This is a genomic window from Bradyrhizobium sp. LVM 105 (assembly GCF_003957705.1).
Taxonomy (GTDB): Bacteria; Pseudomonadota; Alphaproteobacteria; order Rhizobiales; family Xanthobacteraceae; genus Bradyrhizobium; species Bradyrhizobium frederickii.
Map to the genome: position 1 here is coordinate 695,096 of NZ_QZMV01000002.1, position 25,260 is coordinate 720,355.

Sequence of the window (25,260 nt, forward strand, 5' to 3'; positions counted from 1 at the left end):
TCACATGCCGCTGCGGCTTGTTGCGCCGGCCCATCTCAATGCGCGGTCCAGCCGCCGTCGACCGGAAGCGCGATGCCGGTGATCGAAGCGGCCGCGTCCGTCGACAGGAACACCGTCAGCGCGCCGAGCTCTTCGACCGTGGCGAAGCGCTTGTTCGGCTGCTGCGCCAGCAGCACGTCGCGGATGACCTGATCGCGGGAGATTCCGTGCGCCTTGGCCTGCCCGTCGATCTGCGCTTCGACCAGCGGCGTATAGACGTAGCCGGGACAGACGGCGTTGCAGGTGATGCCCTCCTCCGCCGTCTCCAGCGCCGTGACCTTCGTCAGACCGACGATGCCGTGCTTGGCGGCGACATAGGCTGCCTTGAATGGCGAGCCGACCAGCCCGTGCGCGGAGGCGATGTTGATGATCCGGCCAAACCCGTTCTGACGCATCGTCGGCAGCGCGAGCCGCGTCGTTTGGAAGGCGGAGGTCAGGTTGATCGCGAGGATCTGGTCCCATTTCTCGACGGGAAATTGCTCGAGCGGCGCGACATGCTGGATGCCGGCGTTGTTGACGAGGATGTCGAGTCGACCGGACTGGGCGATAGTCGCCGCGATCATCTCGGCGATCGATCTCGGCTTGGTCAGGTCGGCCGGCGAGTAGCTCGTCTTGACGCCGAACTCGGCGGCGATCTGCTCGCGTGTCCGACCGATCTCGCTGGCGACGCCGAGACCATTCAGCACGACATCGGCGCCGGCCGCGGCCAGGGCCCGTGCGATACCGAGACCGATGCCGCTGGTCGAGCCCGTGACGAGCGCGACCCTGCCGGCCAGCGCGCGTGCAGGCTGCGATGTCTGCGGCTTCAGCGGTATGTTCATGGCACGGTCTCCGTTGGCGATGACTGGGTTTCAAGCCTTCGCAGAACCCTGGAGGATCGCCGGCCCAAACGGAAATACCGGCTGGCTTCCGACTCCATACGTCCGCGCTATCGCGGGCGGGATGTCATTTCCCGCTTCGATCGGCTAGATTTCCGGCCGATCTTGCTGGGAGCCGATCCATGGAAATGCACCAGGTCCGCTATTTCCTCGCGGTGGCGCGGTTGCTCAATTTCACGCGCGCGGCGGAGGAGTGCAACGTCACGCAGCCTTCGCTAACGCGCGCGATCAAGCAGCTCGAGGCCGAACTCGGCGGCGACTTGTTTCGCCGCGAGCGACCGGCGGCGCAACTGACCGAGCTCGGCCAGCGCATGCATCCGCTGCTGAAGCAGTGCTATGATGCCGCGGTCGGCGCGCGCTCGCTCGCCTCCTCGTTTAGGAGCGGTGAGGTCGGCGCGCTCCGCATCGCGCTGACGCATTCGATCGATCTGGCATTGCTGATTCCGCACCTCAACGAGATCAGGCGGCAGTTCAACCGGCTCGAATTGCGCTTCCTGCGCGGGACGAGCCGCGAGGTCGCCGATTTCCTCAAGAAAGGAGAAGCCGAGCTCGGCATCGCCGCCGAGATCGACGAGGCCTGGGACCGGCTCGACACCTGGCCGCTGTTCACCGAAAGCTTCGAGCTCGTCGTTGGCGACGGACATCGGCTGGCCGGCCGCAGCAGCATCGAGCTGGACGATTTGCGCTCGGAGCAGTTGCTGAGCCGGACCTTCTGCGAGCATTCGCGCCGCATCTCCGCGAGCCTGCGCGAGCACGGCATCGAGCATGGCCACGAGATTTCGAGCGAGCGCGACCTGATCGAGCTGGTCGAAGCCGACATCGGCGTCGCCATGGTGCCGCACACCTCGCCTTTGCCGGAAACGCTGACCCGCGCCACCGTCGCCGGACTGGACGCCCGCCGCACCGTCAGCCTTTACGGCGTGGCCGGCCGGCAGCGCACGGCGGTCGCCAACGCCGTGATGCGCATGCTGCGCGGCGCCGACTGGCGGGAGATTGCGGGCTAGCTGCTGCTTTCACTCTCCCCTTGTGGGAGAAGGGAAGAGAAGCTCAGTTCTCCCGGCTCGCGCTCTCCAGCGCCGCGAGCAGATCATCGATCTCCATGCGCTTGCGGAAATCGGGATCGACGAACCGTGCTTTGACGATCCCGTCGCGGCCAACCACGAACACGGCCGGGATCGGCAGCATCCAGCCGTCATTGCCGTGGAATTTCGCCATGTCCTGATACGACAACAGCTGCTGGATCTCGGCGCCGAGCCAGATCGCGAGATTGAGCGAGAGCGCATAGCCGTTGTCGAGATCGGTCAGGATCGGAAACGGCGCGCCGGATTCGGCCTTCAGTTGCCCGGTATATTCCTGCGTCTCCGGCATGATTGCGACGACCTGCGCCCCCATGGCCTCGATGCGATCGAGTGCCTGAACCACGGCGCGGACATTGAGCCTGCAATAAGGACACCAATGGCCGCGGAAGAACATCACGGCGAGCGGACCGCGCTCCAGCAGCGCAGGCAGCGCGACCAGACGTCCGCCCTCGTCCGGCAGCATGAACGGCGGCATCGCATCGCCCGGACGCGGCGCTGTCTCGCCGCCGCCGTTCCCGCCCAATCTCGCGACTAGGCGATCGACTGCCTCGCCATAGGCCGGAAAGACCGCACGGCTGGCATCGGCATAGGCGCGGAGCTGCTCGTTCAGCGTGCCGTCCATGTCGCGGCAGCGCTGGAAGGCAAGCCTGAGCTGTTCGGCATCGGCTGGCGAGAGAGACGTCATCTTCTGCTCCGGCATTGCATTCGGTGAATATTAGTTTCCCGGTTCGGCCGGCCGCAAGGGGCGGCCGCGAAGCCGGGCGCCAATCGGGCCCGCCCTGTCATCGGACGCCGAATGGGACGAATGCGGAAATGCCGTTACCCAATCGGATCGATAGCCGCCGCGCATCAACATAGCGCATCGCTATCGCATCGAAAGCAAGCCGGCATTTCAGGATCGACGTGATCTCGACCAAGCTCCCGTCATAGCCGGCGACCAGCGAGGTTGCGGCCAACACAGGAGACTTCCCATGTCCAAGCATCCCACATTGTCGCGCCTGGTCTGGTCCGGCCTCGCCATCGTCGGCGCGCTGACATTCGCGTCGCAGCCGGCCGTCGCGGGTGAATGCCCAGCCGACAAGGTCAAGCCGAACGCACAACAGATGATCGACTACAAGCCGGTCGGCGTCACCGACGTGACGCTGGGCGCCATCGACCTCGGCAAGCAGCCCGCCCATATCGAGGGCCGCGAGCTGCGCTTCCGCAAGCTGACCATCGCGCCCGGCGGCATCGTGCCGTGGCACAGCCATGACGACCGTCCCGCGTTGATCTTCGTGCAGCAGGGCGAGATCGTCGAATACGCCTCCAACTGCGTCGATCCGATCATGCACAAGGCCGGCGACATCCGTCCCGAGGTCCACGGCACCTCGCATTGGTGGAAGAACCTCGGCAAGGAGACCGTCATTCTCTATGTCGGCGACGTCCGCAAGGATCCCAACGACCACCACATGTAACGGGTGCACCCAGCCCCAGCGCACTCTTACGAGATGTGGCGCCCGGGACTCCCACCGCCGGGCGCCGCATCCCTTCAGGACAATCGCCATGACCGATTTTTCCGCGTCGATCAAACCGGCCGCGATGACAATTGAGGCGCACTCGCCGGGCCTGGCTCTGCGCTCGCTCGTGATCGGCCTTACGGCATTCCTGACCGTCGTCGATCTCTTCGCAACGCAGGCGATCCTGCCCTCGCTGACGCGGCACTATGGCGTCACGCCCGCTGCGATGAGCTTTGCCGTCAACGCCGGCACCTTCGGCATGGCCATAGCCAGCCTCGTCGTCGGCTTCTTCAGTCCGCACATCAATCGGCGGACCGGCATCCTGCTCAGCCTGGCGCTGCTGGCGATCCCCACCAGCCTGCTGGCCTCGGCGCCAAATCTTGCCGTCTTCACTGTCTTGCGGGTCGCGCAGGGCCTGTGCATGGCGTCCGCCTTCGCGCTCACCCTCGCCCATCTCGGGGAGCAATGCAGCGCGATGGACGCAGGCGGCGCCTTCGCGGCCTACATCACCGGAAACGTCGCAAGCAACCTCGTCGGCCGGCTGATCTCGGCGGCGGTTGCCGATGGCCTTGGCCTCGCCTGGAATTTCTATTTGTTCGCGGTTCTCAATCTGGCGGGCGCGGTGCTAGTCTATTTCACCATTCGGCGCGTGCAACCGATGCATGCGCTGACGCCGACGGCTTCGCCGCTTGCCGCCACCATCGCGCATTGGCGCGATCCGCGATTGCGCGCCGCCTACGGCATCGGCTTCTGCATCCTGTTCGCCTTCATCGGCACCTTTACCTTCGTCAATTTCGTGCTGGTGCGCCCGCCGCTGGCGCTGGGCATGATGGACCTCGGCCTCGTCTATTTCGTGTTCCTGCCGTCGGTCGTCACGACGCTCCTGGCCGGCAGGGTGGCATCAAAGCTCGGAACGCGTCCCACGATCTGGGGGGCGCTCGCCGTTGCTGGCATCGGCCTGCCGCTGATGCTGACAGCGCGGCTGCCTGAGGTGCTCACCGGCATGGTTCTGGTCGGCGTCGGCACATTCTTCGCGCAGGCCGCCGCCACGGGTTTCGTCGGACAGGCGGCTACTGAGAACCGCGGCATTGCCAGCGGGACGTATCTTGCATGCTATTTCGGCGGCGGGCTGGTCGGTACGGCCATGCTCGGGCGCATGTTCGACGCTTTCGGATGGCCCGCATGCGTGGTCGGCGTCGGCGCGGCCCTTGCGGCCGCGGCCCTGCTCACCTTCGCCCTGAAGCGCTAGCGCTTGGCTGGGACTTTCGGCGCCGGCTCGTCGTCGGTGATGGCGCGCCAGGCGGCACCGTCGAGATCATCGTACTGGCCGCTCTTCAGCGACCACAGGAAGGCGACGAGACCGGCACCGCCGAGCATCAGCGCCAGCGGGACCAGGATGACCAGGATCTCCATCACACGATCTCCCGCGAGGTGTTGCGCGCGCGCAGCGAATTCAGCATGACCAGGATCGACGATCCGCTCATGGCAGCCGCCGCGATCAGGGGCGTCACGACGCCGCTGATGGCGACCGGCACGGCGAGGACATTGTAGCCGATCGCGAGCCAGAGGTTCTGCCGCATCAAATGCAGCGCCTTGCGCGAGGCGTCGATCGCGGCAACCACCGGGGCCAGCGGCCGGCCGAGGAAGACGAGATCGGCGGTGGCCTGGCTCAGATGCGCGGCCGAGATCGGCGACATCGAGACATGGGCCGCCGCCAGCGAGGGCGCGTCGTTCATGCCGTCGCCGACCATCAGCACCTTGACGCCGCGCTGCTTCAATTGCTCGATCCGCGCGATCTTGTCGGCCGGCGTGACGCCGGCGCGCCATTCGGGGATCTCGAGCGCACTGGCCGCCGACTTCACGGCCGCCTCGCGATCGCCGGAGAGAAACTCGATGCCGACGTTGCGCGCCTTGAGCGCGGCGATCACGGCCTTCGCATCCGGACGCAGGCCCTGGCGGACCGAGAGGACGAATCTCTCGCTGCCCTTGCTGAACGCGACGATGGAGGCCTCGGGATCGACGCTGCCGACCAGCGCCTCCGCGCCGCAGAAGGAGGGGCGACCGAGGCGAAGCTCGACACCGTCCACGGTCGCACGGACGCCCTGCCCGGCCTCTTCGACCGCACCGACGACAGGCGATTTGGCGCCGGCGGCCTGCGCGACGGCGGCAGCGACCGGATGATGGCTCGACAGCGCGAGCCGGCCGGCGAGCTCGAAGATATCGGCGGGGATGTCGGCGGCATTCATCACTTCGAGATCGGGCAGCGTCAGCGTGCCGGTCTTGTCGAAGATGACGTGGTCGGCCTCGGCCAGCCGCTCGATCGCGTCGCCGGAATTCAGCAGCACGCCGGACTTGAACATCGCGCCGGAGGCGATGGTCTGCACCGTCGGAATGGCAAGCCCCAGCGCACAGGGACAGGTGATGATCAGCACGGCGACGCCGGTCACGATCGCATCGTGCCAGGACGCGCCGGCCATGACCCAGCCGAGGATGGTCAGAAGCGCGGTCGCATGCACCACGGGCGCGTACAGCCGCGAGGCGCGGTCGGCGAGGCGCATGTAACGCGAACGGGCCTGCAGCGCGTTGTCGAGCAGCCGCGTGATCTCGGCGAGCAGCGTCGCCTCGGAGGCGGCCGAGACCCGCACCCGCAGCGTGCCGGAGATGTTCATCGATCCCGCATAGACCGGCGTGCCCTGCTCGGCCGTGACATAGAGCGTCTCACCGGTGATCAGGCTCTGGTCGATCTCGGAACGCCCCTCGATCACGGTGCCGTCGACCGCGCAGCGCTCGCCGGGCCTGAGCAGCACCATGTCGCCGGGATTGATGGCCGCCACCGGCACCTGCGATATCTCGTCGGGACCGATGAACTTGGCGGCCGTCTCCGCTTTCAGCGCAGCGAGATTGCCGGCGACCGCGCGGGTCCGCCGCCGCATGTTCTGGTCGAGGAAGCGGCCGACCAGGAGGAAGGTCAGCAGCATGATCGCCGCGTCGAAATAGGCGTGCTCGGCGTGGTGGATGGTCTCGACCACGGACATGCCGAGCGCGAGGATCACGCCGATCGAGATCGGCACGTCCATGTTGGTCGTCTTCGCCGACAGCGCGCGCCAGGCCGAGCGGAAGAACGGCTGGCCGGCATAGGCCGCAGCCGGCAATGCGATCAGCGCCGACAGCCAGTGGAAGAAGTCGCGCTGCTCTGGCAGCATGTCCGAGACGTTGCCCGACCACACCGGGATCGACAGCATCATCACGTTCATGGTGGCGAAGGCGGCGACGCCGAGGCAGCGCAGCAGGAAGCGCGATTCGGCGACCTCCGCCACCTCCGCGCTCTCGGTCTCGAACGGATAGGCCTTGTAGCCGAGCTCCTCAAGCCGATCGATGAAGCGGCCGGGGTCGAGCGTGCCCGCCTTCCATTCCAGCGCGACGCGGCGGTCGGTGAGGTTGACGCGCGCCAGCGTGACATCGGGGATGGCGGACAGGCCGCGTTCGATCTTGGCCATGCAGCCGGCGCAGTGAACGCCTTCGACCGCGAGATCGATGTGCTGGACGCCCTCGCCCGCGGCCCGGACGTAGTGCGAGAAATCCCGCGTGACGTGCATGACAAAATCCTTCAGTTCAGGATCACGCGGTTGCGCGACAGGAACACGCGCGTTCCCCGCGCCTCGCCCTCGATCACCAGGTCCCACTGGCCCGGCGCGACGGATGCGGCATCGCCGCGATAGAGGCCGATACCGGCTTCGGTGAGCTCGACGGCGAGGTCGGCGCGCTTGTCGGTCGGCCGCTCCAGGCGTCCGCCGAATTTCAGCCCCGAGATCGGCTGGCCGCCAGCATCGCGCGCCTCGACCTGGACCACGGCACCGCCGTCGTTGCGGCGCTCGATATGGGCATTGACCTTCCATTTGCGCAGCGCCTGGTCCTGCGCCGCCGAGATCTCGCGGTCGTAGGTCAGGCCGGCAGCATAGGCGCTGTCAACTTCGGTGCCGGGCAGCGTCGCGATCGCCAGCTTCATCATGGTGGCGTTGACGCCGATCACGAGGCCGAAGAAAGCGACCAGCATCAGGAAGACCTTGGTTCCGGTCAGCGGCTTGGATGACATGATGGTTTCCTCGACTTACGGCGCGACGAAATTGTCGGTGGCGCTCGCGGCCACGCCCAATCCGATATCCATGACGTGGAAGCGGACCGGAATCGACTTCTCCGCATTGTTCTCGGCCGGCGCGGTGACGAGCAGCCGCAGCTCGCTGGTGGAGTCGCGCGGGATCACGATGATCGGCCGATCCGGCGTCACCGAATCGACGCCGACGACATGCATCGTGGGATTGATCGGCCCCTCCACATCGATGGCGATGGCGCGATCGTAGCCGCTCTTGTTCAGCAGCCGCACCGTGTAAGCGTTGCGGATCGAGCCGTCGCTGAGCTTGACCGCGACCGGGTTGCGGTCGTGCAGCACGTTGACGTCGAGCAGGCTGCGGGTCGCCAGCGTATAGACCATGAAGCTGCCGATCGCCGCGATGATCGCGCTGTAGACGATGGTGCGGGCCCGGACGATCCGGTAGATCGGCGCCTTGCCTTCCTGGCGGCGATGGATGTTGATGTCGTTGTCGTAGCCGATCAGCCGCTTCGGCCGGCCGATCTTGGCCATCACGTTGTCGCAGGCATCGATGCAGAGGCCGCACTGGATGCATTCCATCTGCGGTCCGTTACGGATGTCGATGCCGGTCGGACAGACCGCGACGCATTGGTAGCAATCGACGCAATCGCCAACCTGCTGGCCGAGCGCGCGCAGCTCGGCGGCCTTCTTGACCGACGTGCGCTTCTCGCCGCGGTCGTAGCGATAGGTGACGTTGAGCGCCCATTCGTCGGTGAGCGCGGCCTGGATGCGCGGCCACGGGCACATATAGGTGCAGACCTGCTCGCGCATGTAGCCGGCGAGGACATAGGTCGTCGCGGTGAGGATGCCGATCCAGATATAGGCGAGCATCGGCCCCTGGAATGTGACGAGCTCCTTCACCAGGGTCGGCGCGTCGTTGAAGTAAAGCACCCAGGCGCCGCCGGTCCACCAGGCGATCATCAGCCAGATCGAATGCTTGAGCACGATCTCGGAGACGCGCTCGAGCTTCAACGGATCGGACGATTTGGCCTTCTTCATCCGCTCGCGCCGGTCGCCCTCAATCAGACGTTCGACCGCGTAGAACAGATCGGTCCACACCGTCTGCGGACAGAGATAGCCGCACCAGATACGGCCGCCGACCGAGTTCATCAGGAACAGCGCCACCGCGGCCACGATCAACAGGCCGGTGAAGTAGTAGACCTCCTGCGGCCACAGCTCGATGAAGAAGAAGTAGAAGCGGCTGTTGGGCAGATCGATCAGCACAGCCTGGCTGGGGGCGCCGAGGCCGCGGTTCCAACGCACGAACGGCAGGAAATAGTAGATGCCGAGGCAGATCGCCATCAGGCTCCACTTGATCCGGCGGAACGTGCCCGAGACGCTCTGGGGGTAGACCTTCTGGCGGGCCGCATAGAGCGGCCCGACGTCGTCCACAGGCTTGAGCTCGTTCGGATTGACGGTCTTGTTCATCGCTTGGAACTTCTAAAAGAGGTGCGATTAAACCTAGACCCGACACCGCCGCGTCAGTTGATCCAGCTCAAACGGGGGCACTTTTGTTTGCCCCCGCTTGAAGTCTTTGTGCCGCGGATCCGCTATTTTCCGCCGCCGAGCGAATGGACGTAGACCGCCATCGCCTTGATCGTGGCGGGATCGAGCCGCCCTTCCCAGGCCGGCATCACGCCGGCACGACCCTGGCTGATGGTCTCGATCAGGCTCGCTTCGTCGGTGCCGTAAAGCGAGATCTTGTCGGTCAGGTTCGGGGCGCCCACCTCCAGGTTGCCCTTGCCGTTGTCGCCGTGGCAGGCGACGCAGTTTTCCGCGAAGATCTTCTGGCCCTTGGCGGCGTCATATCCGTTTCGGGTCGACAGGCCCGACAGCGAGCGCACGTAATTGGCGACCGTGACGATCTCGTCCGACTTCAGCACGCCATCCTTGCCGAAGGCGAGCATCTGGCCTTCATGCGTCTTGGCATGACCGGACCGCACGCCGAACTGGATGGTCTGCATGATCTGGTCGAGCGAGCCGCCCCACAGCCATTCGTCGTCGTTCAGGTTCGGGTAGCCCTTGGACCCCGTCGCGCCCGTGCCGTGGCACGGCGCGCAATTGTCGCCGAACACGGTCTTGCCCTTGGCGCGGGCGAGCGCCAGCAAGGCCGGGTCCTTCTCGATGTCGACGAGCGAGGCCGTGCCCAGCGCCGCCATCTTGTCACCGCGGATCTTCTCGAGGTTGGCGAGCTCGACCGCGACGTCGGCGCGCGAGGAGTAGCCGAACATGCCGGTGGTATTGCTGGAGATCAGCGGCCAGGCCGGATAGACGACCCAATAGCCGATCGACCAAATGATGGTGAGGTAGAAGGTGATCACCCACCAGCGCGGCAGCGGCGTGTTGAGCTCCTTGATGCCGTCCCATTCGTGGCCGGTCGTGGACTTGCCGGAGACGGAATCGATGTCGCTAGAATGATCGGTCATTGTTCTCTACTCCTCCCGCAAGGGCAGGTGCGCTGCTTTGTCGAACACAGCCTTGTTACGGGGCCAAAATGCGTAGGCGATGATCGCGAGAAAGATCGCGACGAACACCGGTGTCCAGATCGTCGTCACGAGATCTGACGCAAGATTGTGGACTGTAAGGATGGCTTTCATCGTTCATGCCTTCTCAGCGAAGATTGGCTTTCTCGTTGTAGATCTTGAAGTCGACCAGCGTGCCGAGCATCTGCAGGTACGCGACGAGCGCGTCCATCTCGGTCGGCGTACCAGTCTTGCCGTCGAAATTGCGCACGACGGCCTTGCCGTAGCGCTTGGTGAAGGCGTCGGTCCCGGCATTGTCCGGATCGGCCTGGGCCTTCAGGTCGGCGGCGGCATTGGCGATCTGCTCGTCGCTATAGGGTACGCCGACGGTCCTGAGGGTGCGCATGTCGCCGGCGATGGCATCCGGGTCGATCTCGGCCTTGCCGAGGAACGGATAGCCCGGCATTACCGACTGCGGCACGATCGCGCGCGGGTTGGTCAGATGGGTGACGTGCCACTCGTCGGAATATTTGGCGCCGACGCGGGCAAGGTCCGGACCGGTGCGCTTGGAGCCCCACTGGAACGGGTGATCATACATGCTCTCCGCGGCGAGCGAGAAGTGGCCGTAACGCTCGACCTCGTCGCGCAGCGGGCGGACCATCTGCGAATGGCAGAGATAGCAGCCCTCGCGGACGTAGACGTTGCGCCCCGCCAGCTCCAGCGGCGTGTAGGGCCTGACGCCGTCGACCTTCTCGATCGTGCTCTTGAGGTAGAACAGCGGGGTGATCTCGACGAGACCACCGACCGCGATCACCAGCAGGATACCGACGATCAGGATGATCGAGTTCTTTTCGAAGACTTGGTGGCGTGTCCAGAACGACATTGCTTTAGCTCCTCATTCCGCCGGCTGGAGAGCGACGGGCATCTGGACTTCCTGCTCGCCTACGCGAACCGTCATCCAGAGATTGTAGGCCATGATCAGCGAGCCGATCAGGAACAGGCCACCGCCTGCGGCGCGGATGATGTAGAAGGGATGCATCGCCTCGACGGTCTCGATGAAGGAATATTCGAGGAAGCCGAGCGAGGTGTAGGCGCGCCACATCAGGCCCTGCAGGATGCCGGACACCCACATCGCCGAGATGTAGAGGACGATGCCGAGGGTCGCGACCCAGAAGTGCCAGTTGACGAGCTTCAGGCTGTACAGGCCCTTGCGATTCCAGGCCCACGGCACCAGGCAGTAGAGCGCGCCGAAGGAGACGAAGCCGACCCAGCCGAGCGCGCCGGAATGCACGTGGCCGATGGTCCAGTCGGTGTAGTGGCTGAGCGAGTTGACCACCTTGATCGACATCATCGGGCCTTCGAAGGTCGACATGCCGTAGAAGGCGACGGAGACCACGAGCATGCGCAGCACGGGGTCGGTGCGCAGCTTGTCCCAGGCACCCGACAGCGTCATCAGGCCGTTGATCATGCCGCCCCAGGAGGGCATCCACAGCATGATCGAGAAGGTCATGCCCAGCGTCTGCGTCCAGTCAGGCAGCGCCGTGTAGTGCAGATGGTGGGGACCTGCCCAGATGTAGAGGAAGATCAGCGCCCAGAAGTGGATGATCGACAGCCGATAGGAATAGATCGGCCGCTCGGCGCGCTTGGGGATGAAGTAGTACATGATGGCGAGGAAGCCGGCGGTCAGGAAGAAGCCGACCGCGTTGTGGCCGTACCACCACTGGAACATGGCGTCCTGGATGCCGCCCCAGGCGACGTAGGACTTCGAGCCGAACACAGAGACGGGAAGCGCCGGGTTGTTGCCGAGATGCAGCACCGCGATCGTCACGATGAAGGCGAGATAGAACCAGTTCGCGACGAAGATGTGCGGCTCCTTGCGCTTGATGATCGTGACAAGGAAGACCAGCAGATAGACGACCCAGACGATGGTCAGCCACAAATCGGCATACCATTCCGGCTCGGCATATTCCTTCGACTGAGTGACGCCGAGCAGATAGCCTGTGCCGGCGATCAGAATGAAGAAATTGTAGCCCAGGACGACGAACCACGGCGCGAGATCGCCGGCGAGGCGTGCGCGGCAGGATTTCTGCACCACGTAGAAGGAGGTCGCGATCAGCACGTTGCCGCCGAAGGCGAAGATCACGGCGGAGGTGTGCAGCGGCCGCAGGCGGCCGAAGCTGATCCAGGGCAGATCGAAGTTCAGCGCGGGCCAGGCCAGCTGCGAGGCGATGATGAGGCCGACCAGGAAGCCGGCAATGCCCCAGAACATCGCCATGAACGCCGAGAACTTGATCGGGCCCATATTGTAGTTGGGGCGACCGTTGATCTCCGCCGGCGGCAGCGCCGCCGGGCGATCGAGGTAGCGGTTGACGATGACGAACAGCGCCGCGAGGCTCGCCGCCGCGCTGAGCGCGGCATGGAAGGCGAAGGGCGCATCGAGCGCCTTGGCCGACGCGATCACGCAGAGGAAGGCGGTGACTGCGAACACGACAGCCAAGCCGCTTTCACCGATAGTCATGGATTTGGAAATGGAGGGCTGGCTCATGCGGATTCTCTCTGAAAGAACACACCGCCAGAAACCACATTCACCCTCACCGGGAATTGATTGAAATCAAGAGCGGCACTTAAGTTCTCCGCAGCGGCCGAAGATCTCGCTGGTTCCCCGCATTTCCGCCGTGGGCGAAACGAATTGCCTTGTCCCTTCGTGATGGCAAGGACCATGGGGGAAACTCAAATGAGTGTGGGGCTGGCGCCAGATCGGTCATCTTTCCGCGGGAGCGGTCCAGCGTGACTTACAAACGGAAACAGCCTCCGTAGGATCACGGAGGCGACAATGAGCTTCTCAATCAGGAAGGGGCCCCGTCAGTCGCGCGCCGTCGCCTTGAGCGCCGCGATGACGTCCTCGCGGGCGATGATTCCAACCAGCTTCTGCGCGCTGTTGAGCACGATGATGCTGCGGATGCGGTGCTCGACCATGATCTGGAGCACGCGCGTCAGCCGCGTATCCGGGCTGACATAGATGAACTCCGGCGTCATGACGTCGCCGACCTTGCGGCTCATCAGGTCGTGATAGCGGGGCATCATCTGGCTCGGCGTGAAGGCGAAGCACTTCAGGATGTCGAACTTGGTGACGATGCCGACCACCTGCCCGTCGTCCTCGACCGGATAGGAGTTGAAATCGTCGGTCTCGAACATCTCGCTGAGCTCGAACAAGTCACGGTCGCGCTGCACCGCCTTGACGTTGCGCGTCATGTAGCCGTCGACGGTCTGTTCAAGAAATCTGTACACGGCGCGTCCTCCTCGATTCGATTCCGGCCGGGCCGTCAGTGCGACAGCAGCACGCAGCGGGCGGTCTGCGTGACCAGATACTGGGTAACGCCTCCCAGGATCAGCTCACGAAACCTCGAATGACCGTAAGCGCCCGCAACGATCAGGCCGGCATCAACGTCGCCTGCGACTTTTTCCAGCTGCGCCGCGGCAGTTTCGTTCCGGGCGCCTTCGCAGATGCGCGCCGTCGCGGTGACGCCATGGCGGGCGAGCCAGGCGGCAACGTCGGTGACGCCGGCCATCACGACCGAACGGTCCCCGTCGCGCTCGGGAATTGCCGCGATGGTGACGTCCCTCGCCTTGCGCAGCATCGGCAACGCGTCGGCCACCGCCCGCCGCGCCTCCGGCGTGTCCTTCCACGCCACCAGCACGCTGCGCAGGTCGAGCCAGGTGACCCGATCGGGGGCGACGAGAAGCGGGCGGCCGGCCTGCATCACCAGATCCTTGGGGCTTGCGAGCGCGAACGCGTCAGAGAAGGCCGGGCTCTGCCCGCCGCTGACGATGATGTCGGCGCAACGCGCCTGCGCCAGGACGAATCGCGCCGGGAAGTCCATGGCGCTGCGCCACTCCGCATGTCCGCCGCGATTCTTGGTCGCCGCCCGGAATTGCGCCTCGAGGCCGGCCAGCCGCCGCTTGACCGAGGCTTCGCCCTCGTCGATCAGCGCTTGTGCCTCGGCGCCGTCGGTGAAATAGAGCGGCGGCGCGAACTGCGCCGCGGCGACCCCGACGATGGCCGCCTCGAATCGTTCGGCGAGCTCACCGGCGACCTGAAGACGCGCCTCGTTGGACTGATCGAGCGCCAGGCTGACCATCACCGTCGCGTATGTCATCGGGTATCTCCACATCACCGGGTTTTGTTGGAGCCTAAGCCCGCTGCCGTGCAGCAGGATGAGATAGATCAAAAATGAGCGTTGTGGCTCCCCGGCCGTTGCCCAAAGGAATACGCCAGTGAATTCAAGGTCCGCGCTTGCCTCGGAACGCGCCTTGGGCGAAATTGTGCTAGCGGTAACGGCATCCTACCGACCGTGCTGAGATGAGGAGCAGAGATTGGCGCCGACCCGCGTAACCCAACCGGCAGACGACGGTCGGGGCGACCATTTCCGCGTCCGCATCGAGGGATTCGGGGTCGGCACATGGGACCTTGATCTAAAGACGCACGAACTCGAATGGTCGGACATGGCCAGGCGGCTGTTTGGCCTCGAGCGGGACCAGACCGTCAGCTACGATCTCTTTCTTTCCTTGCTGGAGCCGGGCGATCGCGACCACTTCCTGAAGGCGATCGGGCGCGCCTTGGAAGGCGGCGGGGGACTTGACCTGTCCTTCAGGCTGGGCGTCGCCTCCGGGACCGGTCAGTGGATCCGGGCCAGGGCCGGCGTGATCCGCGACGATTCAGGAACGCCACGTCATCTCAGCGGCATCTTCCTCGACATCAACGAGGAAAAGCATCTCGAGGACGCCCTGCGTTCCCAGGAGAATCATCTTCGTTCGATTCTCGAGACAGTGCCCGACGCCATGATCGTCATCGATTCCCGCGGCATCATGCAGCTCTTCAGTAGCGCCGCCGAGCGGCTGTTCGGCTACAGCAGGCAGGAAGCCATCGGCCGAAACGTCAGCATCCTGATGCCGGAGCCCGATCAGTCGCGTCACGACAGCTATCTCGTCCGCTATCTCAGGACGAATGATCCGCACATTATCGGCATCGGCCGGATTGTGACGGGCAAGCGCCGCGACGGCACGACTTTCCCGATGCACCTGTCGGTCGGGCAGACGCAACGCGCGGGCGAGCCTTATTTCACCGGCTTCGTCCGCGACCTCACCGAGCACCAGCAGACCCAGGCCCGGCTCCAGGAATTGCAATCCGAGCTGGTCCATGTCTCGCGGCTGACCGCGATGGGTGAAATGGCCTCGGCGCTCGCCCACGAGCTCAACCAGCCGCTGGCGGCGATCAGCAATTACATGAAGGGGTCGCGGCGCCTTCTCGCCGGCAGCAGCGATCCCAACACGCCGAAGGTCGAAAACGCGCTGGATCGTGCGGCCGAGCAGGCCCTGCGCGCCGGCCAAATCATCCGGCGCCTGCGCGACTTCGTCTCCCGCGGCGAGTCGGAGAAGCGGGTCGAGAGCCTGTCCAAGCTGATCGAGGAGGCCGGCGCGCTCGGGCTTGCCGGCGCGCGCGAGCAGAACGTGCAGCTCCGTTTCAGCCTCAATCCCGACGCCGATCTCGTGCTCGCCGACCGGGTGCAGATCCAGCAGGTGCTGGTCAACCTGTTCCGCAACGCGCTGGAGGCCATGGCGCAGTCGCCGCGCCGCGAACTCGTCGTTGCCAATGCCCGCGTTGCCGACGACATGATCGAGGTGGAGGTCTCCGACACCGGCTCCGGCTTCCGGGACGACGTTCTTCCAAATCTCTTCCAGACCTTCTTCACCACCAAAGATACCGGCATGGGCGTGGGACTCTCCATCAGCCGCTCGATCATCGAGGCCCACGGCGGCCGCATGTGGGCCGAGAGCAACGCAGCGGGCGGAGCGACATTCCGCTTCACCTTGCCGGCAACTGACGAAAGCTGATCATGACGACCAAGGGACATGTCTACGTCATCGACGACGATGCAGCGATGCGCGATTCGTTGAATTTCCTGCTGGATTCTGCCGGCTTCGACGTCACGCTGTTCGACGACGCCCTCGCTTTTCTCGAAGCCCTGCCCGGCCTCGGCTTCGGCTGCGTCGTCTCCGACGTGCGCATGCCCGGCCTCGACGGCATCGAGCTGCTCAAGCGGATGAAGGCGCAGCAAAGCCCGTTCCCGATCCTGATCATGACCGGTCATGGCGACGTGCCACTCGCGGTCGAAGCGATGAAGCTCGGGGCGGTCGACTTCCTGGAAAAACCGTTCGATGACGACCGTCTCACCGCCATGATCGAGTCGGCGATCCGCCAGGCCGAGCCCGCCGCCAAGAACGAAGTCGTCACGCAGGACATCGCCGCCCGCGTCGCGTCCTTGAGTCCCAGGGAGCGCCAGGTCATGGAAGGGCTGATTGCGGGCCTCTCCAACAAGCTGATCGCCCGCGAATACGACATCAGCCCGCGCACGATCGAGGTCTACCGGGCCAATGTCATGACCAAGATGCAGGCCAACAGCCTCTCGGAACTGGTCCGGCTGGCGATGCGCGCCGGCATGCTCAACGATTGAGGCAGGTCAAGGCACCTTCCCGGCGCAATGCTAGCCAGACAACATGATCGAGGTCAGCTCACATCCTGCGCGGTCGTCATCCCCGGCACGACCCACCGTCTTTGTGGTCGACGATGACGCCGCCGTCCTGGGATCCCTGCGGTTCCTGCTGGAGACCGACGGCTTTGCCGTGCGGACCTTCAGGAGCGGCACGGCGCTGCTCAATATCGGCGGCGCGGCTGGACCGGACTGTTACGTCATCGACTACAAAATGCCAGACATCAACGGCATCGAGCTGGCCGGCCGCCTGCGCAAATCCGACCGCGATGTGCCCGTGATCCTGATCACCGGCTATCCCGACGAGAACATCTCGGCCCGGGCTGCGACGGCGGGCATCAAAGACGTGGTTTTGAAGCCGCTTCTCGACGAAAACCTGGTCAAGTGCATCCGCCACGCCATCCAGGACCGTCCCGGCGCCTGACCTACGGGATTCTACGTAAGGCACCCCCCTTAAGATATCGATCGAAATTTTCGAAGCCCCGGATACCGCGTACCAAGGCGCCATCACAACGGAGATGGCGCAGATGCTGACCCAGACGATCAACACCCCGGCGATCAACACCCAGATTGTCGGCAAGGCTGCGCCCGCCCATCCCGTCACCGACCAGTTCGGCGCCATCACCGGCCACGTGGGTCTGGTCGCCACCGAGTTCTCCTACCGCAAGGACGAGGAGATCTATGGCGAGGACGAGCCGGCCGAATATGTCTACCAGGTCGTTTCAGGGGCAGTGAGCAGCTACAAGCTGCTTTCCGACGGCCGCCGCCAGATCGGCGCCTTCCATCTTCCCGGCGACGTGTTCGGCCTCGAATCCGGTCCCGCCCACCGCCTTGCCGCCGAAGCCATCATCGACACCACCGTGCGCCTCGTGAAGCGCGCGAGCCTCGAGAAGGCCGCCGGCACCGACGTCCAGGTCGCCCGCAAGCTCTGGGCGATGACTGCCTCCGAGCTGCGCCATGCCGAGGACCACATGCTGCTGCTGGGTCGCAAGACCGCGATGGAGCGGGTCGCGACTTTCCTGCTCGAAATGGACCGCCGCCTCGCCGTTGCCGGCATGATGGCGCTGCCGATGTGCCGCCGCGACATCGGCGACTATCTCGGCCTCACCCTTGAAACCGTGTCGCGCGCGCTGTCGCAGCTGCACACTCAGGGTATCCTCGGCTTCTCCGGCGCCCGCCAGATCGTGCTGCGCAACCGTCAGCGCCTGCAACATCTCGACGCCTGATCTTCGTCTGATCTTTCTCCTCCCTACCAACTTGGCCGGCCGAGCTCGTTTCGGCCGGCCATTTTCCTTTTGGCCGCCGATCATGCCGTGCGCCGCGTCTCCGGCATCACCAGAAGAATCAGCAAGAGCCCGGTCGCGGCAACGCCGGACAGCCCGATGAAGGCGGTTGCGTTGCCGAACTTGTCGCTGACATAGCCGCCGAGCACGGTGCTCAACGACGCGCCGATGCCCGTTGCGGTGCCGACGATTCCTTGCGCCAGATTGAAATGGCCGCTGCCGAAGGCGACGTCGGCGACGATCAGCGGAATCATCACCGCGAATACCGCGGCGGTGATGCCGTCGAACACTTGCACTGCGACCAGCAGATAGGGATCGCGCACGGTCGCAAACAACAGGCCGCGAATCGCGAGCGCGCCGAACCCGATCAGCAGCAGCGGTCGCCGGCCCCACGCTTGCGCCTTGCGCCCGACCGTCGGCGACAGCAGCGCCACGATCGCCTGCGGGACGACGATGCAAAAGGCGACGAGCACCGTCGCCCATTGGGCGGACCGCGCCGTCACCGCGCTTGCCATCAGCGGCATCATCGAGGCGTTCGCCAGTTGCAGCAGCAGAACGCTCAGGGCAAAGACGATCAGCGGACGCTGCCGGACCAGGTGCCAGATATTGGTGTCGGCACGGCCGGCGGCTTCAGGCGGCATCTCGCCGTGACAGCGCCTGATATCGACCTCGTTCTCGCGGATACGCGAGAGCGCGATCAGGGTCGGAATGACGAGCAAAGAGGTGACCAGGAACACCGAGCGGCTCGACAGCAGATAGCCCGCGGTGCCCATCACCGCCGCCGCGACCCCGTTGCCGAGCGAGGCAAAGCGCGCGTTGCGGCCGAGCCGTTCGCCGATCGCGAGCGGACCGACCAGGCCAAGGCTGATCGCCGCAATCGCCGGCCCCAGCACGCAGCTCGCCGCCGCGTGCAAGGTGGCCGCCGCCACCACGACCGGGAAGATCGGCATCGCGGCATAGGCCAGCGCGCAAGCGCCGATGGTCGCGATCGCGAGGGCGGCAACCAGACGCTCCGACTTCGCGGCATCGATGATCGCCCCGCCGGGCATCTGCCCGATCAACCCGACGATGCCGCCGATCGACAGCACGAGGCCGATCTCGACCTGGGTCCATTTCTGGGTGGTCAGATAGACCGCGATGAAGGGACCGAATCCGGTCTGCACGTCGGCAAGGAAGAAGATGAACCAGTCGAGGCCACGCAGGCTCTGGCGCGACGGCGCCGGGATGCCGTTGACCGATGGCGCGGCGACGTCGTCCTGTTCAACGCGGCCGTCGCGATCTGCATGGTTCAGCTTCCTCGACAACAGCACAGGCGGTCAGCCCTCCCCGCACCTCACTGGATTGCTTGCAGCGGTTGAAGGCTGCCGGACGCGCCGAGCACGACGATCGGCGTGTCTTCCTTGTATTCCGGCGCGGCCGCGACCTGCGCCTTGGTCAATTCCAGCGTGATGCTGTCCTTTTTGTTGGCAATCTTGCCGAAGCGCAGCGCGTTCCAGTCCACCACGATCTTGCGGCTGCCGACGCCGAGAAACCCGCCGAAATCGATCGCGGCGGCGCGCACATGGCCGGTGCGATCGACGATGACGTCGACGATGCGGCCCATGTCCTCGCCGGCGGCGCTGCGCACGTCGCGGCCGAGCACGCCATGGGCCTCGCTGGCGCCGATGATGGTCACCGACGGCGGCGGAGCGGCATCCTTCGGCGTGACGGGCACGGTCGAGGCCGGCGGCTGGGTCGCCGGCGCATTGGCCTCATGCGGGCTTGTCGGCGGCTCGTCCGCGGCGTGCGAGGGGGCGACCGCCAGCCTTGCAACGAGGGCTGTACCAAGGATCAATGCTCCGATCGTACGCATGACGCCCTCCTTGCGCGCCGCTAGCGCGCCAGCACGATCGAGACCTGGATCTGGCCGCGCGTGCGCATCACCTCCAGCGCCACGTCGTCGCCGTGGCGGCTGACGCGCAGGTCGACGCTGGAATCGCCGAGGCGCAGATCGCGCAAGAACACCTCGTTGAGGAACGCCGGCAGATGCGGGTTGCGCAGGCGAATCTCACCGCGCGCCACGTCGAATTCGAGACCGAGCGCCGCTTCCAGCAGCGTGAACGGCGTCGCGCTGGCCCAGGCCTGCGGCGCGCAGGCGACCGGATAGAGCGTCGGACCTCGCCGCTTCTCGCGCCGGAAGCCGCAGAACAATTCGGGCAACCGGCGCAGGTCCATGTAGGTCGCCGCGTCGAACAGCCCCTTGAAGACATGCGCCACCGAGTGCTTGAGGCCGTAGCGCGCGAGCCCGAGCGCGATCAGCGCGTTGTCGTGCGGCCAGATCGACCCGTCATGGTAGGACATCGGATTGTAGCGCACTTCGCCCTGCGCGACGGTGCGGATGCCCCAGCCCGAGAAGAAGTGCGGCCGCATCAGATCGGCGGCGACGAGGCGGGCGCGGTCCTCGCGGATCATGCCGCTGAACAGCACCTGACCGGCGTTCGAGGTCCGCACCTTGCACGGCCGCTTCTTGCCGTCGAGCGCGACCGCATAAGTGCCGAGTTCCTCGCACCAGAACGCCTGCTCGAAGCGTTCGGCCAGCGCGCTCGCCTCGGCCTCGAGCTTGCGGCTGCGATCCGGCTTGCCGAGCCGCAAGGCGCAACGCGCGGCGAGCAGCTTGGCGGCATAGACGTAGCCCTGGACTTCGGCGAGCGCGATATTGCCTTCCGCGAGCTGGCCGTCGGCGTGGAAGATCGCGTCGTAGGAATCCTTCCAGCCCTGGTTGGCCAGCCCCTTCTCGGTCGCGCGCTGATATTCGACGAAGCCGTCCTGGTCGGGATCGCCGGGACCGTCGATCCAGGCCAGCCCCGCCTCGATCGCCGGCCATAGCTCGAGCAAGGTCTTCTCGTCGCCGGTCCGTTCGAAATAGCTGCCGGCGAGCAGGACGAACAGCGCGGTGGAATCGACGCTGCCGTAATATTGCGCGAACGGCACCTCCCGCAGCGCCGCCATCTCTCCGCCGCGCATCTCATGCAGGATCTTGCCGGGCGCGGCATCGGCAAGCGGATCGACCGCCTTGGCCTGGAAATGCGCGAGCCGGCGCAAGACGCCCTTGGCGATGCGCGGATCGACCCACAGCATTTGGAGCGCGGTGATCAGGCCGTCGCGGCCGAACGTCGTCGAGTACCAGGGAATGCCGGCATAGGGATAACGCCCCTGCGGCGTCTCCGTCATCAGCATGTTGAGGTCGGCCATGGCCTGGCACAGCACCTCGTTGAAGATGTTGTTGGAGGTCTCGATGCTGGCGGCGCCCATGGTGGAATGGCGCATCTCGCGGCGGTGAGCGAGCAGTCCCCGGAAGAACCGCGCCGGCCTCTCCGCCATCGGCCGGTTGCAGGACACGGCCACGAACAGCGATGTCGATTCGTGCGGGTCCAGCTCGATCTGCCAGGTCGCCGCGTTCACCGACAGCCGCGTCGGACGCGGGTCGAAATGCAGCCCCGTGGTGCGCTCGATGTCATCGAGACCGCGATATTCGAACAGCACGTCGGTCGGCCCGAGCAGTCTGCTCGTGCCGGTGCCGCGGTGCGGGCGGCGCTCGCCGCGCACCTCGAACAGATCGGCAAAATCGTTGTCGAACAGCAGCGTCAGCTCGAAGCTGGTGCGCTGCTCGCCATGGTTCTGCACGCCGATGCGCTGATAGGCGGTGCCCCGCCACAGGAAGATCGTGCGCACGATGTGCAGCAGATCCTTCTGCAGGACGAGGCTTTCCCGTCGGTAGATGTCCGGATTGGTCAGATCGACGGTCAGCGCCGAATTGTCGTCGCGCAGGTTGGAGCCGAGCAGCAGCGGCTGGAGATCGTCGAGCACGAGCTCGAGCCGCGCGAGGTAGCGCGTATCGTGATGGAACAGGCCATCCGGCCCGCCTGCCGAGGCGCCGATGTCGCCATGGCTGTCGAGCACGATGAACATGTCGTCGTGCTTGAGGGACCGCCGCGGCCGCGCCGAGGGCCCGGTCATCGGAATATAGAAAGGTTGCTCCGCGACCTGTTCGGAGGTCCGTGTCACGGAGACGAGTTGGGTTACGGCTTCGGCCGACATGAGCAGCTCCCCTGCGCTTGTTTGAAACGCGACCGACTCGAGAACGCGATTGTTGGCTTACGCGGCGGCTTGCGCCAGCCTACTCATTTCCTGCGTGACCAGTTCACGATAGGGTCCGTGACCCTGCATCAGGCGCTCGGGCGACCCGTCTTCGATGATCTTACCATTTCTCAGCACCACCACGCGATCGAAATTACGCAGCGTTGCCAGCCGATGCGCGATCGCGATCACGGTACGGCCGCGCATCAGGCGCGACAGTGCCTCGCGGATCGCCTCCTCGGATTCGCTGTCGAGCGCGGCGGTGGCCTCGTCCAGCAGCAGGATCGGCGCGTCCTTCAGGAAGGCGCGCGCGATGGCAATGCGCTGGCGCTGGCCGCCCGACATCTTGACGCCGCGGTCGCCGACCATGGTGTCGAGACCATCCGGCAGGTTCTCGACGAAATCGCAGCGTGCCGCGATCGCGGCGCGCAGCACCTCGTCGTCGGTCGCGTTCGGGCGGCCGTAGCGGATGTTCTCGCGGATCGAGCGATGAAACAGGGAAATGTCCTGCGGCACGACGGAGATCGCCTCGCGCAGGCTCAGCTGCGTGACCTTCGAGATGTCCTGCCCGTCGATGGTGATGCTGCCGTCGTCGACGTCGTAGAAGCGCTGCAGCAGCGTGAACAGCGTCGACTTGCCGCCGCCGGACTGGCCGACCAGGCCGACGCGCTGGCCGGGTTGCAGGCGAAGGCTGAACCGCTCGAAGATCTTCTCCCCGCCGGGATAGCCGAAGGTGACGTTGTTGAACGAGATCGAGGCGCCGCTCTTGACCAGCGGCTCCGCCTCGGGGTGGTCGCGCAGCTCGTGCGGCACCAGCAGCGTGGCGATCGCCTCGGTCAGACGGGCGACGTGCTGGGTGACGTCGACCAGTGCCACCGCGAGATCGCGCGTGGCGCTCAGGATGGAGATGCCGAGCGTGCAGACCAGCACGACGTCGCCGGTGGTCGCTTCCCCCTTCTGCCAGAGCGTGACTGCCCAGGCCATCAGCGCCACCGTCAGGAGCACGGTCACGGCGGCATGCAACAGCCGCAGCTTCTCCAGATAACGCAGGCTGCGGCTTCGCGCGGTGAGTTCCCGATTCACCGTCGCGTCGAACCGCTCATGTTCGTGGCCGATGCCGCAAAAGGCCCGCACCAGCGGCATGTTGCTGATGACGTCGATCATCTCGCCGTCCACGACCGCCGCCTTGTCGGCGAAATCGTCGTGCAGGGGCTTGCCGGCGGCGGCCAGGTGGAACATGGCGACCACCATGCCGCCGGCGATCACGGTCAGACCGAGCGCCATATAAGGGCTGACGGTTCCAATCAGGGCAATTGCCGCAATTGTGGCGATGCAGGGCGGCAGCACGTTCCAGACGAACATGTTCTCGACCGTGAACACCGCGTTCGAGGTCGCCGTGATGCGGCTCGTCAGCATGCCCGGCATGCGGTCGGAGAAATAGCTCGGCGCGTGCCCGGTCAGATGACGAAAGATGTCACGGCGCAAATCACCGGTGACACGAACGAAAGTGAAGCTCGCCGTCCAGCTCGCGATCCGCCACAGGAAGTTGTCGGCAGCGATCAGCGACATGAGTAAAATGAATGCCAGCCATACGCTGCCTCCATGCGACGGCCCGGCCGACAGGCTGTCGACCAGGGATTTGACCCCGTACTGGGTGCCTACCGAGCAGGCAACCGCGGCAACGACCGCGGTCAGGATCACCAAATGCGACGCGAGACGACGCCGGAGATAGCGCAAGACAAAGGCAAATGGCCTGCGCGCGTATCCAGAAAGCTGATCCATATGGTTATCGCCCCATTATGCTGGTTTTTCGTTGGTGACCGACCGACTTGAACATCGATCTCTTCGCCCGGGTTCCCGGGCTTGACGATCACGACATGCGGATGCGGACGATCTGCGAAGATGTGGTGGCAGGATCGCGGCGCGCTCCAACGTGTCGAAGAAGTAACATTCGGGAGAAGGAACTTCGCAACTGCGGGAACGTTCCCCTATCTGGCATGCCGGTGCCGTACTGGCGGGGGTTTCGACAATCATGATCGCAGAGGAGATGGTGAGATGCGCATCGCGCAGGTAGCTCCGTTGACGGAGGCTGTTCCACCCAAGCTGTATGGCGGCACCGAGCGGGTGGTGCATTGGTTGACGGAGGAGCTGGTGGCCCTTGGACACGACGTGACGCTGTTCGCCAGCGGCGACTCGCACACCTCGGCCAAGCTCGATGCCCTCTGGCCGAAGGCGCTTCGCCTCGACGGTTCCGTGCGCGATCCCAATGCGCTGCACATGGTGCTGCTGGAGCGTGTGCGGCAGAAATGTGATGACGAGGAATTCGACTTCCTCCATTTCCATCTCGACTATTATCCCTGGTCGCTGTTCCACCGGCAGCCGACGCCGTTCCTGACCACGCTGCACGGCCGGCTCGACCTGCCGGAGCATCAGCCGGTCTTCAACACCTTCTCCAAGATGCCCGTCATCTCGATCTCCAACGCGCAGCGGCGGCCGGTGCCGCAGGCCAATTGGGTGACGACGATCCACCACGGTCTTCCGGAGAACCTGCTGACGCCGAAGCCCATGCGGCAGGAATATCTCGCCGTGCTCGGCCGCATCGCGCCCGAGAAGGGCGTCGACCGCGCCATCAAGATCGCGACCCATTGCGGCATTCCGCTGAAGATCGCGGCCAAGGTCGATCGTGCCGATCAGGATTACTACGACGAGCTGATCCGGCCGATGATCGAGAACAACCCGCTGGTGGAGTTCATCGGCGAGATCGGCGATCATGAGAAGTCGGATTTCCTCAGCGGCGCGCTCGGCCTGCTGCTGCCGATCGACTGGCCGGAGCCGTTCGGCCTCGTGATGATCGAAGCCATGGCCTGCGGAACGCCGGTCGTCGCCTTCAACCGCGGCTCGGTGCCGGAGATCATCGACGAAGGCCTGACCGGCTTCATCGTCGAGGACGTGATCAGCGCGGCGGGCGTGGTGAACCGCCTGCCGCAACTCGACCGCGCCGCGATCCGCAAGCAATTCGAGACGCGCTTCACGGCGAGGCGCATGGCGCTGGACTATCTCGCGGCCTACCGCAGCCTCGCCGAAGAAAAGGCGCCGCGGATCAAGCTGGTGAGCAGCGCGGAGTAGGGCAGCCACCATTCACCAAGGGCACACTGTCATGCCCCGGCTTGACCGGGGCATCCAGTACGCCGCGACATATCGGCTCAGGCACT

Annotated in this window: 24 protein-coding genes; 8 read left to right on the top strand and 16 right to left on the bottom strand. The window is 65.2% G+C overall.

Features of this window, described 5'->3' with window-relative positions:
- Positions 1–35: 35 nt before the first annotated feature.
- Positions 36–860: a 3-hydroxybutyrate dehydrogenase gene (locus D6B98_RS08490; protein WP_126256547.1), complete on the bottom strand. Its 825-nt coding sequence runs from the start codon at positions 858–860 to the stop codon at positions 36–38.
- Positions 861–1,039: 179 nt separating this feature from the next.
- Here D6B98_RS08490 and D6B98_RS08495 point away from each other — a divergent pair, with 179 nt between their 5' ends.
- Complete coding sequence (locus tag D6B98_RS08495) at positions 1,040–1,921, top strand: LysR family transcriptional regulator (protein ID WP_164718471.1); 882 nt, start codon at positions 1,040–1,042, stop codon at positions 1,919–1,921.
- Positions 1,922–1,964: 43 nt separating this feature from the next.
- Here the strand turns inward: D6B98_RS08495 and D6B98_RS08500 are convergent, their stop codons facing one another.
- Positions 1,965–2,681: a peroxiredoxin-like family protein gene (locus D6B98_RS08500; protein ID WP_126256549.1), complete on the bottom strand. Its 717-nt coding sequence runs from the start codon at positions 2,679–2,681 to the stop codon at positions 1,965–1,967.
- 286 nt (positions 2,682–2,967) lie between these two features.
- On the opposite strand from D6B98_RS08500, the gene D6B98_RS08510 reads away from it, so the two are divergent.
- Both D6B98_RS08510 and D6B98_RS08515 read left to right on the top strand, forming a co-directional pair.
- Positions 2,968–3,450: a cupin domain-containing protein gene (locus tag D6B98_RS08510; protein ID WP_126256550.1), complete on the top strand. Its 483-nt coding sequence runs from the start codon at positions 2,968–2,970 to the stop codon at positions 3,448–3,450.
- An 88-nt stretch (positions 3,451–3,538) separates the two neighbouring features.
- Complete coding sequence (locus tag D6B98_RS08515; RefSeq protein WP_126256551.1) at positions 3,539–4,741, top strand: MFS transporter; 1,203 nt, start codon at positions 3,539–3,541, stop codon at positions 4,739–4,741.
- On the opposite strand, the gene ccoS is transcribed toward D6B98_RS08515, so the two are convergent.
- The 10 genes from ccoS to D6B98_RS08565 form a co-directional block, all read right to left on the bottom strand.
- Positions 4,738–4,905 (bottom strand): cbb3-type cytochrome oxidase assembly protein CcoS, encoded by a 168-nt coding sequence (ccoS, locus tag D6B98_RS08520; protein WP_126256552.1) that lies wholly within the window; start codon positions 4,903–4,905, stop codon positions 4,738–4,740. The genes D6B98_RS08515 and ccoS overlap by 4 nt on opposite strands.
- On the bottom strand, positions 4,905–7,088 hold the full coding sequence (locus D6B98_RS08525) for a cation-translocating P-type ATPase (RefSeq protein ID WP_126256553.1): 2,184 nt from the start codon (positions 7,086–7,088) through the stop codon (positions 4,905–4,907). Before D6B98_RS08525 ends, ccoS begins: the two co-directional genes overlap by 1 nt.
- A gap of 11 nt (positions 7,089–7,099) precedes the next feature.
- Positions 7,100–7,585, bottom strand: coding sequence for a FixH family protein (locus D6B98_RS08530; RefSeq protein ID WP_126256554.1), 486 nt, complete (start codon positions 7,583–7,585; stop codon positions 7,100–7,102).
- Positions 7,586–7,600: 15 nt separating this feature from the next.
- Positions 7,601–9,067: a cytochrome c oxidase accessory protein CcoG gene (ccoG, locus tag D6B98_RS08535; protein ID WP_126256555.1), complete on the bottom strand. Its 1,467-nt coding sequence runs from the start codon at positions 9,065–9,067 to the stop codon at positions 7,601–7,603.
- Between the two features lie 122 nt (positions 9,068–9,189).
- Complete coding sequence (ccoP, locus tag D6B98_RS08540; RefSeq protein WP_126256556.1) at positions 9,190–10,065, bottom strand: cytochrome-c oxidase, cbb3-type subunit III; 876 nt, start codon at positions 10,063–10,065, stop codon at positions 9,190–9,192.
- A 6-nt stretch (positions 10,066–10,071) separates the two neighbouring features.
- Positions 10,072–10,236, bottom strand: a complete 165-nt coding sequence (locus D6B98_RS08545) for a cbb3-type cytochrome oxidase subunit 3 (protein ID WP_028135114.1) — start codon at positions 10,234–10,236, stop codon at positions 10,072–10,074.
- 13 nt (positions 10,237–10,249) lie between these two features.
- Positions 10,250–10,984: a cytochrome-c oxidase, cbb3-type subunit II gene (gene ccoO / locus D6B98_RS08550; RefSeq protein ID WP_126256557.1), complete on the bottom strand. Its 735-nt coding sequence runs from the start codon at positions 10,982–10,984 to the stop codon at positions 10,250–10,252.
- Between the two features lie 12 nt (positions 10,985–10,996).
- Positions 10,997–12,646, bottom strand: a complete 1,650-nt coding sequence (gene ccoN, locus D6B98_RS08555; protein WP_126256558.1) for a cytochrome-c oxidase, cbb3-type subunit I — start codon at positions 12,644–12,646, stop codon at positions 10,997–10,999.
- Positions 12,647–12,963: 317 nt separating this feature from the next.
- Positions 12,964–13,389 (bottom strand): CBS domain-containing protein, encoded by a 426-nt coding sequence (locus tag D6B98_RS08560; protein ID WP_126256559.1) that lies wholly within the window; start codon positions 13,387–13,389, stop codon positions 12,964–12,966.
- Positions 13,390–13,424: 35 nt separating this feature from the next.
- A complete protein-coding gene (locus tag D6B98_RS08565; protein WP_126256560.1) occupies positions 13,425–14,258 on the bottom strand; it encodes a universal stress protein in 834 nt (277 codons plus the stop codon).
- Positions 14,259–14,475: 217 nt separating this feature from the next.
- On the opposite strand from D6B98_RS08565, the gene fixL reads away from it, so the two are divergent.
- From fixL to D6B98_RS08585, 4 genes are all read left to right on the top strand, one after another.
- Positions 14,476–15,993, top strand: a complete 1,518-nt coding sequence (fixL, locus tag D6B98_RS08570; RefSeq protein WP_126256561.1) for a sensor protein FixL — start codon at positions 14,476–14,478, stop codon at positions 15,991–15,993.
- A 2-nt stretch (positions 15,994–15,995) separates the two neighbouring features.
- Positions 15,996–16,613 (top strand): response regulator FixJ, encoded by a 618-nt coding sequence (gene fixJ, locus D6B98_RS08575; protein ID WP_126256562.1) that lies wholly within the window; start codon positions 15,996–15,998, stop codon positions 16,611–16,613.
- Between the two features lie 43 nt (positions 16,614–16,656).
- Positions 16,657–17,073, top strand: coding sequence for a response regulator transcription factor (locus D6B98_RS08580; RefSeq protein ID WP_126256563.1), 417 nt, complete (start codon positions 16,657–16,659; stop codon positions 17,071–17,073).
- A gap of 103 nt (positions 17,074–17,176) precedes the next feature.
- Positions 17,177–17,875: a helix-turn-helix domain-containing protein gene (locus D6B98_RS08585; protein WP_164718473.1), complete on the top strand. Its 699-nt coding sequence runs from the start codon at positions 17,177–17,179 to the stop codon at positions 17,873–17,875.
- A gap of 80 nt (positions 17,876–17,955) precedes the next feature.
- On the opposite strand, the gene D6B98_RS08590 is transcribed toward D6B98_RS08585, so the two are convergent.
- Genes D6B98_RS08590 through D6B98_RS08605 form a run of 4 tightly spaced genes read right to left on the bottom strand, consistent with a single transcriptional unit; the run spans position 17,956 to position 23,830 of the window.
- Positions 17,956–19,242, bottom strand: a complete 1,287-nt coding sequence (locus tag D6B98_RS08590; RefSeq protein ID WP_126256565.1) for an MFS transporter — start codon at positions 19,240–19,242, stop codon at positions 17,956–17,958.
- 23 nt (positions 19,243–19,265) lie between these two features.
- The gene (locus tag D6B98_RS08595; protein WP_164718474.1) at positions 19,266–19,784 is read right to left on the bottom strand and encodes a PRC-barrel domain-containing protein; all 519 of its coding nucleotides are present in this window, start codon (positions 19,782–19,784) and stop codon (positions 19,266–19,268) included.
- A gap of 20 nt (positions 19,785–19,804) precedes the next feature.
- On the bottom strand, positions 19,805–22,009 hold the full coding sequence (locus D6B98_RS08600; RefSeq protein ID WP_126256566.1) for an amylo-alpha-1,6-glucosidase: 2,205 nt from the start codon (positions 22,007–22,009) through the stop codon (positions 19,805–19,807).
- Positions 22,010–22,066: 57 nt separating this feature from the next.
- Positions 22,067–23,830: an ABC transporter ATP-binding protein gene (locus tag D6B98_RS08605; RefSeq protein ID WP_126256567.1), complete on the bottom strand. Its 1,764-nt coding sequence runs from the start codon at positions 23,828–23,830 to the stop codon at positions 22,067–22,069.
- Between the two features lie 273 nt (positions 23,831–24,103).
- Here D6B98_RS08605 and D6B98_RS08610 point away from each other — a divergent pair, with 273 nt between their 5' ends.
- Entirely contained in the window at positions 24,104–25,174 is a 1,071-nt protein-coding gene (locus D6B98_RS08610) for a glycosyltransferase family 4 protein (protein WP_126256568.1), read from the top strand.
- Positions 25,175–25,260 lie beyond the last annotated feature (86 nt).

Bases quoted from the DNA above. Each gene is read 5' to 3' on its own strand.
- D6B98_RS08530 (WP_126256554.1), bottom strand. From the start codon at position 7,585: ATGTCATCCAAGCCGCTGACCGGAACCAAGGTCTTCCTGATGCTGGTC.
- fixJ (WP_126256562.1), top strand. From the start codon at position 15,996: ATGACGACCAAGGGACATGTCTACGTCATCGACGACGATGCAGCGATG.
- ccoS (WP_126256552.1), bottom strand. From the start codon at position 4,905: ATGGAGATCCTGGTCATCCTGGTCCCGCTGGCGCTGATGCTCGGCGGT.
- D6B98_RS08610 (WP_126256568.1), top strand. From the start codon at position 24,104: ATGCGCATCGCGCAGGTAGCTCCGTTGACGGAGGCTGTTCCACCCAAG.
- ccoP (WP_126256556.1), bottom strand. From the start codon at position 10,065: ATGACCGATCATTCTAGCGACATCGATTCCGTCTCCGGCAAGTCCACG.
- D6B98_RS08545 (WP_028135114.1), bottom strand. From the start codon at position 10,236: ATGAAAGCCATCCTTACAGTCCACAATCTTGCGTCAGATCTCGTGACG.
- D6B98_RS08585 (WP_164718473.1), top strand. From the start codon at position 17,177: ATGCTGACCCAGACGATCAACACCCCGGCGATCAACACCCAGATTGTC.
- D6B98_RS08595 (WP_164718474.1), bottom strand. From the start codon at position 19,784: ATGCGTACGATCGGAGCATTGATCCTTGGTACAGCCCTCGTTGCAAGG.
- ccoN (WP_126256558.1), bottom strand. From the start codon at position 12,646: ATGAGCCAGCCCTCCATTTCCAAATCCATGACTATCGGTGAAAGCGGC.
- D6B98_RS08500 (WP_126256549.1), bottom strand. From the start codon at position 2,681: ATGACGTCTCTCTCGCCAGCCGATGCCGAACAGCTCAGGCTTGCCTTC.
- D6B98_RS08525 (WP_126256553.1), bottom strand. From the start codon at position 7,088: ATGCACGTCACGCGGGATTTCTCGCACTACGTCCGGGCCGCGGGCGAG.
- D6B98_RS08495 (WP_164718471.1), top strand. From the start codon at position 1,040: ATGGAAATGCACCAGGTCCGCTATTTCCTCGCGGTGGCGCGGTTGCTC.
- D6B98_RS08565 (WP_126256560.1), bottom strand. From the start codon at position 14,258: ATGACATACGCGACGGTGATGGTCAGCCTGGCGCTCGATCAGTCCAAC.
- D6B98_RS08580 (WP_126256563.1), top strand. From the start codon at position 16,657: ATGATCGAGGTCAGCTCACATCCTGCGCGGTCGTCATCCCCGGCACGA.
- D6B98_RS08490 (WP_126256547.1), bottom strand. From the start codon at position 860: ATGAACATACCGCTGAAGCCGCAGACATCGCAGCCTGCACGCGCGCTG.
- D6B98_RS08515 (WP_126256551.1), top strand. From the start codon at position 3,539: ATGACCGATTTTTCCGCGTCGATCAAACCGGCCGCGATGACAATTGAG.
- ccoG (WP_126256555.1), bottom strand. From the start codon at position 9,067: ATGAACAAGACCGTCAATCCGAACGAGCTCAAGCCTGTGGACGACGTC.
- ccoO (WP_126256557.1), bottom strand. From the start codon at position 10,984: ATGTCGTTCTGGACACGCCACCAAGTCTTCGAAAAGAACTCGATCATC.
- D6B98_RS08510 (WP_126256550.1), top strand. From the start codon at position 2,968: ATGTCCAAGCATCCCACATTGTCGCGCCTGGTCTGGTCCGGCCTCGCC.
- D6B98_RS08605 (WP_126256567.1), bottom strand. From the start codon at position 23,830: ATGGATCAGCTTTCTGGATACGCGCGCAGGCCATTTGCCTTTGTCTTG.
- D6B98_RS08600 (WP_126256566.1), bottom strand. From the start codon at position 22,009: ATGTCGGCCGAAGCCGTAACCCAACTCGTCTCCGTGACACGGACCTCC.